This window comes from Streptomyces sp. V4I8 (assembly GCF_041261225.1).
GTDB lineage: Bacteria > Actinomycetota > Actinomycetes > Streptomycetales > Streptomycetaceae > Streptomyces.
Window position 1 is genome coordinate 6,133,607 of the sequence record NZ_JBGCCN010000001.1, and the last position, 14,368, is coordinate 6,147,974.

The 14,368-nt window shown below is 73.7% G+C and carries 8 protein-coding genes and 2 pseudogenes; 9 read left to right on the forward strand and 1 reads right to left on the reverse strand.

Annotated features, from left to right (window positions below; all coding sequences use genetic code 11):
* The first annotated feature begins 176 nt into the window (after window positions 1–176).
* The 9 genes and pseudogenes from glmM to ABIE67_RS28095 all read left to right on the forward strand — a co-directional run bounded on the left by glmM (window position 177) and on the right by ABIE67_RS28095 (window position 12,487).
* Complete coding sequence (gene glmM, locus ABIE67_RS28055; protein WP_370263088.1) at window positions 177–1,535, forward strand: phosphoglucosamine mutase; 1,359 nt, start codon at window positions 177–179, stop codon at window positions 1,533–1,535.
* Window positions 1,536–1,796: 261 nt separating this feature from the next.
* Complete coding sequence (locus ABIE67_RS28060; RefSeq protein WP_370263093.1) at window positions 1,797–3,323, forward strand: acyl-CoA carboxylase subunit beta; 1,527 nt, start codon at window positions 1,797–1,799, stop codon at window positions 3,321–3,323.
* A 99-nt stretch (window positions 3,324–3,422) separates the two neighbouring features.
* Window positions 3,423–5,282: a fatty acyl-AMP ligase gene (locus tag ABIE67_RS28065; RefSeq protein ID WP_370263097.1), complete on the forward strand. Its 1,860-nt coding sequence runs from the start codon at window positions 3,423–3,425 to the stop codon at window positions 5,280–5,282.
* Between the two features lie 83 nt (window positions 5,283–5,365).
* Window positions 5,366–8,434 (forward strand): annotated as a pseudogene (locus ABIE67_RS28070) (beta-ketoacyl synthase N-terminal-like domain-containing protein); the annotation flags it as partial.
* Window positions 8,435–8,612: 178 nt separating this feature from the next.
* Window positions 8,613–8,906: pseudogene (locus tag ABIE67_RS28075) on the forward strand (alpha/beta fold hydrolase); the annotation flags it as partial.
* A 78-nt stretch (window positions 8,907–8,984) separates the two neighbouring features.
* On the forward strand, window positions 8,985–9,350 hold the full coding sequence (locus tag ABIE67_RS28080; protein WP_370269715.1) for a hypothetical protein: 366 nt from the start codon (window positions 8,985–8,987) through the stop codon (window positions 9,348–9,350).
* A gap of 19 nt (window positions 9,351–9,369) precedes the next feature.
* Window positions 9,370–10,332: an alpha/beta hydrolase gene (locus ABIE67_RS28085; RefSeq protein WP_370263102.1), complete on the forward strand. Its 963-nt coding sequence runs from the start codon at window positions 9,370–9,372 to the stop codon at window positions 10,330–10,332.
* Window positions 10,333–10,454: 122 nt separating this feature from the next.
* Window positions 10,455–11,687: a PucR family transcriptional regulator gene (locus ABIE67_RS28090; protein WP_370263106.1), complete on the forward strand. Its 1,233-nt coding sequence runs from the start codon at window positions 10,455–10,457 to the stop codon at window positions 11,685–11,687.
* 158 nt (window positions 11,688–11,845) lie between these two features.
* Window positions 11,846–12,487 (forward strand): cutinase family protein, encoded by a 642-nt coding sequence (locus ABIE67_RS28095; RefSeq protein WP_370263110.1) that lies wholly within the window; start codon window positions 11,846–11,848, stop codon window positions 12,485–12,487.
* Window positions 12,488–12,544: 57 nt separating this feature from the next.
* Here ABIE67_RS28095 and ABIE67_RS28100 read toward each other — a convergent pair whose 3' ends face one another.
* Complete coding sequence (locus tag ABIE67_RS28100; RefSeq protein WP_370263112.1) at window positions 12,545–14,326, reverse strand: hypothetical protein; 1,782 nt, start codon at window positions 14,324–14,326, stop codon at window positions 12,545–12,547.
* Window positions 14,327–14,368: the final 42 nt, after the last annotated feature.

Here is a 14,368-nt window from a genome sequence, read left to right on the forward strand (position 1 = left end):
CCGGCGGCACGCCACAGTGCCGCCGGGGCGTTCGTTTTCTCACAGGCTTGGGCGTATAACGGCACAAGGTGCTCAAAGGCTGGTGTGCTCGTGTGCCCCTGTGTCCATCGGCTCGTGTGATCGGGCTGTGGGCTATCGGATGATCTCCGGAAACTGATGCTTCCCCAGGAGGACAAGTGGGACGACTCTTCGGCACGGACGGCGTGCGCGGCGTCGCCAACGCGGATCTGACGGCCGAGATGGCGCTCGGTCTGTCCGTGGCGGCGGCGCACGTACTGGCCGAGGCGGGCACCTTCGAGGGCCACCGGCCGACAGCGGTGGTCGGACGGGACCCGCGTGCGTCCGGGGAGTTCCTGGAGGCCGCCGTGGTGGCCGGTCTGGCGAGTGCGGGTGTCGACGTGCTGCGGGTCGGTGTGCTGCCCACGCCGGCGGTGGCCTTCCTGACGGGCTCGCTCGGCGCCGACCTCGGTGTCATGCTCTCCGCCAGCCACAACGCCATGCCCGACAACGGCGTCAAGTTCTTCGCCCGCGGCGGCCACAAGCTCGCCGACGAGCTGGAGGACCGTATCGAGACCGTCTACGACGAGCACCGGCACGGTGAGCCGTGGGAGCGGCCGACGGGTGCGGCGGTCGGGCGCGTGCGGTCGTACGACGAGGGGTTCGAGGAGTACGTCGCCCACCTGCTCGGCGCTCTGCCCAACCGGCTGGACGGGCTGAAGATCGTCCTCGACGAGGCGCACGGCGCCGCGGCGGGCGTCTCGCCGGAGGCGTTCACGCGGGCCGGGGCCGAGGTCGTCACCATCGGCGCCGAGCCGGACGGGCTCAACATCAACGACGGCTGCGGCTCCACGCATCTGGAGAAGCTGAAGGCCGCCGTCATCGAGCACGGTGCCGCCCTCGGGATCGCGCACGACGGTGACGCCGACCGCTGCCTCGCCGTGGACCACACCGGCGAGGAGGTGGACGGCGACCAGATCCTGGCCGTGCTCGCGCTGGCCATGCGGGAACGCTCCGCGCTGCGCGCCGACACCGTGGTGGCGACCGTCATGTCCAACCTCGGCTTCAAGCTGGCGCTGGAGCGCGAGGGGCTGAAGCTGGTGCAGACCGCCGTCGGGGACCGGTATGTGCTGGAGGAGATGAAGCAGCACGACTACGCCCTCGGTGGTGAGCAGTCCGGGCATGTCATCATCCTCGATCACGCCACGACCGGTGACGGGACGCTGACCGGGCTGCTGCTGGCCGCTCGGGTCGCGGAGAGCGGGCGTACGCTGCGGGATCTCGCCGCTGTGATGGAGCGGCTGCCGCAGGTGCTGATCAATGTGCCGGACGTCGACCGGTCGCGGGTCGGGGAGTCGGGGGAGCTGGCTGCCGCCGTTGCTGAGGCGGAGCGGGAACTTGGTTCCACGGGGCGGGTGTTGTTGCGGCCGTCCGGGACCGAGCCGTTGGTGCGGGTGATGGTCGAGGCCGCGGATATCGAGCAGGCCCGGTCTGTGGCCGGGCGGTTGGCTGACGCCGTGAAGTCCGCGCTGGGGTAGTTCTTCCGGTCGGTAGGGGTGGGGGGTTGCTGTTTCGTTGCGGGCTGACCGTTGTGGCGGGTTGCTCGCGCCCGCGCGGCGGAGCCGCATAGCAAACACAGCCCCGCGTCCCTGGGGGGCGTCTTGTCACGTCGGGATGAAAAGCCGGTGCTGAGGACTCAACCTCCCCACACGTCACGCTGATTCGCCCAGTACCCCGCTCTCGCGCTGCCATATTCGACAACCACTTCGGAGGTGGTTGTGACGAACGAGGTTGCGCACGTGGCCGGAGGTACCGCTGGGCGCATTGCCGATCTGGGCCGTCGGGCGGAGCAGGCGGTGGTGGGGGGTGGGGCGCGCAGGCGTGGGGAGTTCGGCGCTCGGGAGCGGATCGAGCGGCTGGTGGACAAGGGGTCCTTCAGCGAGACCGGACTGTTCGTGCGGGCCCGGCCCACCGGGGACGGCGGTCGGCGGCCCTACGGTGACGGTGTCGTCACCGGGTACGGCACCGTCGACGGTCGTCGGGTGTGCGTGTTCGCCCAGGACTCCGCCGTGTTCGGCGGGAGCATGGGCGAGGCGTTCGGTGAGAAGACCGTCGCCCTGATGGACCTCGCCCTGAAGACCGGCTGCCCGGTCGTCGGGCTCAACGACTCCGGCGGTGCCCGCATCCAGGAGGGCGTCGCCTCGCTCGCCCTCTACGCCGAGCTGGTGCGCCGCAATGTGCAGGCGTCCGGCGTCATCCCGCAGATCTCGGTGGTGCTGGGGCCCTGTGCCGGCGGGGCCGCCTACTCGCCCGCGATCACCGACTTCACGGTGATGGTCGACGGGGCCTCGCACATGTTCGTCACCGGTCCGGACGTCATCGAGGCGGTCACGGGGGAGCGCGCCACCGCCGAGGAGCTGGGCGGCGCCCGCACCAGCAACGCCGTCAACGGCAACGCGCACTTCCTCGCCGCCGACGAGGAGGACGCCCTGGACGTCGTACGCGATCTGCTGTCGTATCTGCCGGCCAACAATCTGGAGCGGCCTCCGGAGTACGCGCCCGGGGAGGCTCAGGGCGGGGACCGGCTCGACTGCCTCGTGCCGGATCGGCTCGGGCAGGCCTACGACATGCGGGAGATCCTGCGGGCGGTCGTCGACGACGGTGAACTGCTCGAGGTGCAGGAGCTGTTCGCGCCGAACATCATCTGTGCCCTGGCCCGCGTCGAGGGGCAGTCGGTGGGTGTCGTCGCGAACCAGCCGCTGCATGCCGCCGGGGTCCTCGACATCGACGCCTCCGAGAAGGCCGCGCGCTTCGTGCGGTTCTGCGATGCGTTCGGGATCCCCCTGCTGACGTTCGCCGATGTGCCGGGCTATCTGTCCGGCGTACGGCAGGAGCAGGGCGGCATCATCCGGCGCGGCGCCAAACTGCTGTACGCCTACGCCGAGGCGACCGTCCCCAAGGTCACGGTCGTGGTGCGCAAGGCATACGGCGGGGGGTACGCCGTGATGGGCTCCAAGCATCTGGGGGCCGACATCAACCTCGCCTGGCCCACCGCGCGGATCGCCGTGATGGGCGCCGAGGGCGCGGTGGGCGTGCTGCACCGGCGTGAACTCGCCGCCGCCGACGATCCGGAGGCGTTGCGCGCCCGCCTGGTCGACACGTACGAACGCACCCACGGCACGCCCTATCTCGCCGCCGAACGCGGCTACGTCGACGCCGTCATCGCCCCCCGCGATACCCGCGACCACATCTGCCGTGCCCTGCGCGCCCTGCGCGGCAAACGCGCACCCCTGCCGCAGCGCCGGCACGGCAACATCCCGCTCTGACCAGCCTCCACTGCCCCACTGCCCCCACCGCCCCGCATCTGACCCGCCGGGACCGGCAGTCGCTCGCCGGCCGGTCCCGGACGTGAGGAGCCACGCCAGATGGACAGTCGCCGTCCCCCGCTCACGCCCGCCCGCCGGTCCCTGCCCCAGTACGTGCGGCACTGGGCCGAGGCCACCCCGGACCGCCGGGCGTTCACCTTCGTCGATCACCCCGCGCCGCACTCGCGCGGCGTCCACCGCACGCTGACCTGGCGGCGACTGGACCTGCGGGTGCGTGCCCTCGCCGCCCGGCTCGCCGAGGAGGCGGAGCCGGGGGCGCGGGTGGCGTTGCTGTGCCCGCAGGGGGTCGAGTACGTCACCGGGTTTCTCGGGGTGCTCGCCGCCGGGATGGTGGCCGTACCGCTGTATCCGCCGGGCCTGCCGGGGCACGCGGACCGGCTCGCGGGCGTTCTGGCCGACGCGCGCCCGGCGGTCGTGGTGACCACGAGCCGGGCACGGGAAGAGGTGCGGGACTTCTGCGGACGGACGTCGGTCGTCTGCGTCGACGAGGTGGCCGACGACGAGGCCGGAGGGTGGCGGCCGGTCGACCCGGACGCCGGGGCCGTCGCGTATCTGCAGTACACCTCCGGTTCGACGCGCGCTCCGGCCGGTGTGGAGATCACCCATGCCAATGTCGTCGCCAACGCCCGCCAGGCGCTGACCGCCTACGGCGTCGACGTCCGTCCCGTGACGTGCGTGGGGTGGCTGCCGCTCTACCACGACATGGGGCTGGTGCTCAGCGTGGCCGCGCCCGTGGTGCGGGGGCTGCTGTCGGTGCTGATGGATCCGGCCGCGTTTCTGCACGAGCCCGTGCGCTGGCTGAGGCTGCTCGCCGCGCATCCGCGTGCCCTGAGCGCGGCGCCCAACTTCGCCTACGACTACTGCGCCTCCGCCGTCACCGACGCCCAGAAGGCGGACCTGCGGCTCGACTCGGTCGCCGCGCTGATCAACGGCAGCGAGCCGGTCCGCCCCAGCACGGCCGACCGCTTCCACGCCGCCTTCGCCTGCCAGGGGCTGGCGCCCACGACGCACTGCCCCTCGTACGGGCTCGCCGAGGCGACCGTCTTCGTCAGTGCCGCCCGGCCCGGTCAGCCGCTCAGCCGGTTCGCCCTGGACCGTGACGCCCTCGCCGCCGGGAAGGCGCTGCCCGCGCGGTCCGACGACCCCAGGGCCGTGCTGCTGGCCGGCTGCGGGACGCCGGCGGGGCAGCGCGTCCGTATCGCCGACCCCGCCGGGCGGGTCGCCCTGTCCGAGGGGGAGGTCGGCGAGATATGGGTGCAGGGGCCCAACGTCGGCCGGGGTTACTGGAGGCGGGAGGAGGAGAGCGAGCGGGTCTTCGGGGCCGGGTTCGCGGACGCCGTGGACGCCAAGGACACCGCGGACGCAGAGCACACCGCGGACGCCGAGCACACCGCGGACGCGCCGGGCGGCCGTTGGCTGCGCACCGGTGACCTGGGCGCGGTGGTGGACGGGCAGCTGATCGTCACTGGGCGGCTGAAGGACCTCGTCATCGTCGACGGCCGCAATCACTACCCGCAGGACATCGAGGCCACGGCTCAGGAGGCACATCAGGCCGTACGGCGGGACCGGCTCGCCGCGTTCGCCGTGCCCGGCGCGTCGGGGGAGCGGGTCGTGGTGGTGGCCGAGCACGCGCGGACCGCCGTCCTGGCCGACCTCGACGTACCGGGCGTGGTGCGGGCCGTGCGCGGCGCCGTCTCCTCCCGGCACGGGCTGAGGCTGGACGACGTCGTGCTCGTCGCGCCGGGGGCGGTCGCGCGTACCTCCAGCGGCAAGGTGTCGCGGGCGCTGACTCGGGCGCGGTATCTGGAGGGGGTGTACGGGGAGTCCCTCGGTGGGGAAGCGGGCGGCACGTCACCCGTCACCCCGGCCGTCGGCGACGCCGTGAGGGCCGCCGGATGAGGGCCGCCGACGCGGAGGCGCTGCGGCGGGTGATCGCCGAGCGGGTGGCCTCGTGGCACGGTACGGCGCCCGAGGAGGTGCCGATGGACCGGCAGTTGGCCGATCTCGGTATGTCGTCGCGGGACGCCGTCGCCCTGGCCGGGGAGCTGTCCCGGGTCACGGGCTGCGAGCTGCCGCCGACGCTGCTGTGGGAGGCGCCGACCGGGGAGGCGCTGGTGGCGCGGCTGTGCGGTACGGCACCCGGGCCGGCGCCGCTCGTGATGGCGCCCGGCACGCCCGGTGAGCCGATCGCGGTCATCGGCGTCGGCTGCCGGCTGCCCGGCGGGGTGCACGGGCCGGGCGACTACTGGCGGCTGCTGTGCGAGGGCGGTGACGCGATCCGGCGCGTGCCGGAGGACCGGTGGCGTGACTTCACGGCCTTCCCGCCCGCGGACGCGCACCCGTACGGCGGCTATCTCGACGACATCGCCGGGTTCGACGCGGACTTCTTCCGCATCACGCCGCGTGAGGCCGCGGTGATGGACCCCCAGCAGCGGATCCTGCTGGAGGTCGTCCACGAGGCGCTCGACCATGCCGCCGTCCCGGCCGCGTCCCTGGCGGGCACCGCCACGGGGGTCTTCGTCGGCGTCTCCGCCCCGGAGTACGGCCAGCTCACCGGCGCCGACCCGGCCGCCGTCGACCCCTGGGCACCGGCCGGCGCGGCCCTCAGCGTCACCGCGGGCCGACTGGCGTACGTCCTGGACACGCGCGGGCCCTGTCTGGCCGTGGACACCGCCTGCTCCTCCTCGCTGGTCGCCGTGCACCACGCCTGCGTCAGTCTGCGAGCCGGCGAGAGCGAGACGGCGATCGCGGCCGGGGTCAACCTGCTGCTGTCGCCGGCCGTGACCGTCGCCTTCGAGCGGGCGGGCGTCCTCGCGCCGGACGGGCGCTGCAAACCGTTCTCGGCGGCGGCCGACGGCATCGGGCGCGGCGAGGGCTGCGCGGCCGTGGTGCTGAAGCGGCTGTCGCACGCCGAGCGGGACGGCGACCGAGTGCTGGCGGTGATCCGTACGACGGCCGTCAACTCCGACGGGCGCTCGAACGGCCTGATGGCCCCCAACCCCGCCGCCCAGCGGGCCCTGCTGGAGACGGCGTACGCGCGGGCCGGGCTCACCCCCGGCGAGGTCGACTTCGTCGAGGCGCACGGCACCGGCACCCCGCTCGGCGACCCGATCGAGGCGGGCGCGCTCGCCGCGGTGCTCGGCGCCGGCCGCGACCCCGACCAGCCGTTGCTGCTCGGCTCCGTCAAGGGCAACCTCGGCCACCTGGAGTCGGCCGCGGGCGTCGCGGGCCTGGTCAAGACGGTGCTCGCCCTGCACCACGACGTCATCCCGCCCGCCCCGCACCGCGCGGCCGGCAGCGCGCTCGGCGACGACCGGCTGCGCGTGGTGACCGAGCCCGAGCCATGGCCCCGCTACGGCGGCACGGCCGTCGCCGGGGTCTCCGGGTTCGGCTTCGGCGGCACCAACGCCCATGCCGTACTGGAGGAATGGCGGCCCCTCGGCCCACCGGCGACACCGGCCGACGAGCCCGCCGTCCGGCTGCACATCCTCTCCGACGCCGACATCGGGCGGGTGCGCGACACCGCGGCCCGGGTCGCCGACTGGCTGGACAGCAGTGCCGCGCACCCGGCCGACATCGCCCGTACGCTCGCCGGACGCACCCGGCGGGGACCCGTACGCGCCGCCGTGGCCGCCCATGACCGGGCCGAACTGGCCGACGGGTTGCGCGCGTTGGCGGCGGGCCGTCCGGACGCACGGGTCGTCACCGGCGACCGCGACCTGGTCGGCGGCGGCCCGGTGTGGGTCTTCTCCGGCTACGGCTGCCAGTGGCCCGGCATGGGCCTTCGGCTGCTGGAGGAGGAGCCCGCGTTCGCGGCGGCCGTGGAGAAGCTCGACCCGCAGCTCGCCGCGGAGTGCGGCGGCCTGTCCCTGTACGACCACCTGGCCTCCGGCACCGGCCTGGACCGCCTGGAGACGGCCCAACCCCTGCTGTTCGGCGTTCAGTTGGCGCTCGCCGAGCTGTGGCGTTCGTACGGCGTCGAGCCCGCGGCCGTGATCGGCCACTCCATGGGCGAGGTGGCCGCCGCGGTGTGTGCGGGCGCCCTGGACGTGTCGGACGGCGCGCGCGTCATCGCCGTACGCGCCCGGCTGCTGAGCGGACTGCGGGGCGGGGCGATGGCCGTCGTCGACCTCGACGACTGCGAACTCGCCCGCTTGGCGGAGGACTTTCCCGGCGTCCATGTCGCCGTGCACTCCTCGCCCCGGCAGAAGGTCGTCACCGGTGAGGAGGCGGCGGTGGGACGGCTGGTGCGGCTGCTGGAGCTGGAGGGCCGGGCCGCCCGGTCGATGCGGGTCGTCGGCGCCGGGCACTCCCCGCAGGTCGACGGGCTGCTGCCGGAGCTGGCCGACGGGCTCGCCGGTGTGACGGGACGCCGGCCGCGCCTGCCCGTGTACTCCACCGTCCTGGACGACCCGCGTGGCGCGAGCGCGTTCGACGCCGGCCACTGGGCCGCCAACCTGCGGCGGCCGGTTCGCCTGGACCGGGCCGTCGCGGCGGCAGCGGCCGACGGACACACTGCGTTCCTGGAGATCTCCCCCCACCCGGTCCTCACGGGTGCCGTCACCGACTCCGCGCCCGGCGCGCTCGCCCTGGCCACGCTGCGCCGTGACGCCGACGGAGCGGCCGGGTTCGCCGCACAACTGGGCGCCCTGTACGCGGCCGGGCAGCGGCTGCCGCTCCCGCCCGGCCGGGTGGTCGACGTACCCGGGCCACGCTGGCGTCATGTGCGGCACTGGTGGACGGACGGGAGGACGGGGGCGGGCCCGTCGGGGGGCTCGGGGGTTTCGGGTGCGTCGGAGGTGGCGGGGGTGTCGGGGCCCACGGGTGTACCGGTGGGCGTGCGGGTGGCCGTCGCGCCCCGGACCGGTCCCGCCGAGGCCACCGCCGCGCACACGGCGGACCCCTCCTCGGCCCTGACCCGCCTCAGCCACCACATCGCCGCCGTCAGCGGCCATCCGCCGCCCCGGGTCACCGCGGCCACCGCCCTCGCCGACCTCGGCCTCGACTCGCTGATGGCCGTCCGCGTCCGTACGGCCCTGGAGCGAGAGTTCGGCATCGAGCTGCCCCTGCGTGACCTGCTCGGCGCCGCGACCGTCGGCGAGGCCGCCGCCCGCCCGCGTCGAGCGGGCCCTTCCCCGGCCGGCCGGTGGCGTGCGGCCGCGTCCCCTGCGCGCCACCGGCTCCCGTCCGCCCCTCTTCCTCGTGCACGCCGCCGGGGGACCGACCACCGTGTACGGGCCGCTCGCCGAACGGCTCGGCGCCGAGCAGCCGGTGTTCGGGCTCGACCGGATCGAGCGGGCCCGCACGGTCGCGGACAAGGCACGCCGGTACGCCGAGGCGATCACCACCGCGCACCCCGACGGGCCCGTGCTGCTGGGCGGTTGGTCCTTCGGCGGGTTCGTCGCCCAGGAGACGGCGCGGCAACTGGCCGACGCGGGACGGGACGTACGGCTGCTGGTGCTCATCGACTCCGTACGCCCCCTCGTCCACCCCGGGCCGGCGCCGGCGGACCGGGTCCGGGCGCACTTCGAGGGCTTCGCCGCCCACGTCGCCGACGCCTACGGGGTCCGGCTGGAGCTGCCGTACGACGACCTCCTGGCGATGGACGACGAGGAGCAGCGCATCGACGCCGTGCTGAAGGCCCTGCGCGCGGTCGCCGACGTGCCGGACGCCGCGCTGGAGCACCAGCGGGCCTCCTACCTCGACCTGAGGACCGGTGAGGCGCACCGTCCGGGCCCGTACGGCGGCCGGGTGGTCCTCTACCGGGCGAGCGAGCCCGCCCCGCACACCGTGCGCGACCCCGCCTACGAACGGGACGACGAGGCGCTGGGCTGGGACGAGGTGTGCCCGGACCTGGAGGTCGTGCGCGTGGCCGGACATCATCTGGCGCTGCTCGATCCGCCGTACGTCGACGAGATCGCCGCCCATCTCGGCCGGGCGCTCGACCGGCGCATCCCATCCCGCTGAACGCAACCGAGGAGCAGCCATGTCCCACCGCACGACCGGATTCACCGGAGTCACCGGAGTGTCCCGGCGTACCGCAGCCAGGGCCGCGGCCGCCGCCGGTCTGGCCGTTCTGTTCGGCGCCGCGACGGGCACCGGTCGCGCGAGGGCGACGAGCGCCCCGGGACCGCGCACCCTGGACCTCACCGTGTCCTCCGCCGCACTGGGCCGCGGCGCGCCGGTGCGGCTGATCCTGCCGTCGGGCTTCGCCACGGACACCGGGAAGACGTACCCCGTGCTGTATCTGCTGCACGGCGCCCACGACGACTACACGTCCTGGACCCGGGAGACGGACATCGAGGCCTTCACCGAGGGCCGCGACCTGATCGTGGCCATGCCGGACGCGGGCCCCACGGGCATCCCCAGCGTCTGGCGCGACGGCCAGGACTACGAGACCTTCCAGGTCGAGGAGGTTCCGGCACTGCTCGCGCGGGAGTACCGGGCCTCCGGCGTACGGGCCGTCGCCGGCGTGTCCACCGGTGGGTACGGGGCGATGGCGCACGCGGCCCGCCACCCGGGCACCTTCACCGCGGCCGCCTCCTACAGCGGGGTCCTCGACACCACGGCACCCGGCGTGCCGGCCATCGTGGACGCGATCGTCGCCCGCGAGGGCCTGTCACCGGCCTCCCTGTGGGGCAATCCCCTGCTCAACCTCCTCACCTGGCGGGACTTCAACCCGCGCGCCCGCGCCGCGGCACTGCGCGGCACGGCCCTGTACGTCTCGCAGGGCAGCGGCCTGGCCGGAGGCAGCGGCGATCCGCTGCCCGAGGCCCTGGAGAGCGCCCTGTGGCCCTCGGCCCGCGGCTTCACCGCCGAGCTCGCCCGGCAGGGCGTCCCCGTGACCGCTCACCTCTACGCGGGAGGGGGACACAGCTGGGCGTACTGGAAAAGGGAGTTCACAACGTCGTGGCCTATGCTCGCCGGTGCTCTGGGCGTGCCGGAGTGATGTCTGTGCCGTGGGGGCACGGAACGGAGCGGAAGGGACGTCCGTCCAACACAGGACGTCCCACTCGTCCCACGGGCAACGGCCCGTCGGCGAATCGTTTCCGGGTGAAAGGAGTGTCCCCCATGGCTGTCCCCACCCCGCACGAGGCGTCGGACGCTCGTCGGCCCGCGTCCATGCCGCCCGAGCTGGTGGAGCTCCTGCGGGCCCGGCTCGAGGGCGTGGCCGACGAGGTGGAGGAGGAGGTCCGCAGCCGGGTTCCCGAGTACGCGCGGCCCGGGGACGGCATCTACCGCAAGCAGTTGCGCGACGGGGTGGTGCAGGCGCTCACCCTGTTCGTCGACCACATCGCCGACCCGTGCGGCCAGGGGGAGTCGATCGCCGCCACGTACTACGCACTGGGGCGCGGTGAGGCCATGGAAGGGCGCGGTCTGGACGCGTTGCAGTCCGCGCTGCGCATCGGCGGGATGCACGCCTGGCGGGCGTTGTGCCGCACGGCGGAGGAACTGGGCCTGGACTCCACGGTGGTGGCCGCGCTCGGCGAGCTCGCCTTCCGGACGGTGCACGAGGTCGCGGAGGCGGCCGCCGCCGGCTACGCGGAGGCACAGCTGCGCAGCACCGACGAGCTGGAGCGCCGCCGCAGACGCCTGCTCGACCTGCTCCTGGGCGAGGGCCCCGTGGCCCCGGAGGCCGTACAGGGCCTGGCGCACCAGGCCCGGTGGCCGGTGCCGCGGCAGGCAGCCGTCGTCGCGCTCGCGGCCGCCCCCGACCAGCGCGAGGACGACCGGCCGTTGGCCATGGCGGGCGCGCTCGTGGACATGGAGTCCCGCCCGCCCCGCATGCTGGTGCCCGACCCCGACGGCTCCGGGCGGTGGGCCGGCCGCGCTTTCGCGCTCGCGCTGCGCGGCCGGCCCGCGGCGATCGGCCCGACCGTGCCGCTCGTCGAAGCCGCGCAGTCGCTGCGCTGGGCCACCCGGGCCCTGGGGCTGATGGGGCGCGGGATCCTGCCCCGGCAGGGCGTGGTGCGGTGCGCCGACCATCTGTCGGCCCTCCTGCTGCACGCCGACGAGCCCCTCCTCGACGCCCTCCGGGCCACCGCCCTCGCCCCGCTCGACGAGGTCTCGGCGGGGCAGCGCGCCCGGCTCGCCGAGACGCTGCTGGCCTGGCTGCTCAGCGGCAGCAACGTGCCCGACGTCGCCGCCCGGCTGCACATCCACCCGCAGACGGTCCGCTACCGCCTGCGCCAGCTGGAGAAGCTGTTCGGCGACTCCCTGCACGATCCGGGAACCCGCCTCGACCTCGTGCTCGCCCTGCGCGCCGAATCGCTGCGGGCACAGCAGGACCAGGGGGTGTTGTGAAACCCGCACAACACCCCTTGGCCCGACTACTCATTCGGCGAAGAAAAAGCCGCCGCTTTTCTTGATTCCGGCAATAACACCCGGCACAGCCGGGTGAATACGTTCGGGTCCTCCTTTCTCGCAGGCGCGTTCACGCGCTCCCCACATGGAGGACGCTCATGCGTATTCGTTTGTGTCTGGCCTCGCTCTCGCTGCTGGGCGGGGCCTCGGTCACCACCCTCGCCGCGCCCTCGGCAGCGGCCGCGGCCTGCTCGGACATCGACGTCGTCGCGGCTCGCGGCACCTTCGAGCCGGGCACGCTCGGCTTCATCGTCGGCGACCCGGTGTACTCCGCACTGCAGAAGAAGCTGACCGGCAAAAGCCTTTCCAGCTACAAGGTGAATTACCCGGCCGACCTTTCTCTCACGTCGGCCGCACAGGGAAACGCGGACCTGGTGAACCACGTCAGGCAGCAGGCGTCCGCGTGTCCGAACCAGCGGTTCGTCCTCGTGGGCTATTCACAGGGTGCGAACGTGGTCGACAACTCGATCGGCATCAGCAGCGAGGGCGCCGTGGTCGGCAGCCCCATCGTGGCCACCCTGCCGGCCGCGGTCGAGCCGAAGGTCGCCGCGGTGCTGCTGTTCGGCAACCCGATCCGGGCCCTCGGAAAGAGCGTCACCGGCACCTACCAGAGCCGGACGATCGACTTCTGCGCCCAGGGCGACCCCGTCTGTGAGAACGGCGGGAACGACGTCGGGGCGCACCTCGGCTACACCGCCGACGCGGACGCGGCGGCCACGTTCGCGGCGGGCAAGGTCTGAGCCGTACCCAAGAAGGGCCCGGGAAGCCTGACTTCCCGGGCCCTTCCTCGTGTAGGGCTATCGCGGGTCCCCGGCGAACCCCGCGAGGTGGGTGGAGACCGGCTCGGGCCGGCCGTCGTTCTGCGCCGGTGCCGCGGTCAGCACATCGAGGTGCTGGTAGCCGTCGGCCACGACGGGGTTCAGGTCGGACGGGACGCGGCCCGCCAGCAGCCCGTCCCCCGCGAGCACCGTCAGGGTCGGGTTGGCGGTGAGCCCGTCGGGGTGCGCGACGAGCTTCTTCACCTGTGGCGAAGTGGCCAGCTCCAGATCGGTGACCAACTTGGTCGGGAAGTACTGCTCGGTGAAGTCCAGCGGCTGCTCGGCCAGACTCCGGGCCAGCTCCTGGATGTCGGTGACCTCCTTGCCGGCCTCGGTGAACGGCGTGCCGTCGGCCGACCGGTACCCGGGATCGTCGGCGTCACCGACCCGGTCGTAGTCGCGCCAGGTGTACAGCGGCCCCTGGGGCCGGGCCGGGATGGCCTTGTACTCGGTGCCGAACAGCCCCGGCTGCTCCTGACCGCCGTTGGCGACGGGGAAGTCCTTGTCGGCGATCGGCCCGCCGTCGAAGAACCCGACGCTGCTCTGGAGGAACGCCAGCGGTACGGAGTTGTCGTCCATCAGGGCGCCCAGCACGGCCTCGTTGGTGAGCCGGAAGTCCTTCACGCCGGGGGAGCCGGTGAGGAAGGCGGCGGTGTCCTTGGAGAAGAGGAACCTGTTGGTGGCCTCGATGTTGAGGCCGGAGGGCAGATAGCGGGGCAGATCGGCCTCGGCTCCGGGATCCTGTAGGGCGCCGATGCCGGCGATGGCCAGCAGCGTCATGGTCTCGGGGTTGAGCAGCACCGGCGCGGACAGCGAGCGCGGCAGCACTCCGCTGTCGAGGCCGGCCTGTACGACGCCGTAACCGAGGCCGGTGTCGGGCAGGTTGGTGTCGTCCGGGATGCTGCCGCTGAGGTCGGCCAGTGAGGTGGAGACGGTGGTGTCGAGGGCGAAGTAGCCGGCGCACTGGTTGTATCCGGCGTCGGCCGTGGTCGCCGGGTTCCCGTCGAAGTCGGCGGCGGCGAAGTACCCGGTGACGACGCCGCCCAGCGAATGGCCGCCGCACAGCACCTTGTTCTTGCGCAGCTTCTGGTCGGGCAGCTCGGCGGCGAGCAGGTCGTACTGGTCGCGGACGGTCTGCTCGATGCCGAGTCGTGCCATCCACCCCAACTGGCCGTTGTCCGCGAACCCCTCGAAGGTCCGGCCCTCGACCTGCTTGCCGCGGTAGTAGTAGTCGACGGCCGTGTGCTGGTCGCCGGAGGCGATGCCGGTGCGGTCCTCCAGGCAGTTGGAGCGCCGGTCCAGCGCCCAGAACTCGATGTGCCGGCCCTGCGCGGCGGCCGCCGCGACCGTGTTGCGGGCGACGCTGTCGAACGCCCCGGCACCTTCCAGGATGCCCGGCTGGGCGACCAGGATCCGGTCCGCCTCGGCGGCGGCGGCCGGTCCGTCGGCGGCGCGGTAGCGCAGATACGACAGCCAGTCGCACGCGGCCGGGCGGGGCCCCGCCGACTCGGGCAACGGCACCTTCACCCGCACCATGGACTCCAGCACACCGGACTCCAGCACACCGGACTCCAGCACACCGGACTCCCGCTCACCGGACTCCCGCACTCCTGCGGCCGGCGACGACACCGTCACCGGCGTCTCGGTCCGCGCCGTGTCCGCCCGGGCACCCGGGGCCGCCACCGTGAGCGTCCCCGCGGTCATCAGCACCGCCAGCGCGGCACCGCACCACGTTCTTTCCCTGCTGCGAATCGTGTCCATGCCACGGACGCTAGGTTCCGGTGACCGCCCGGCTCAGGAGGT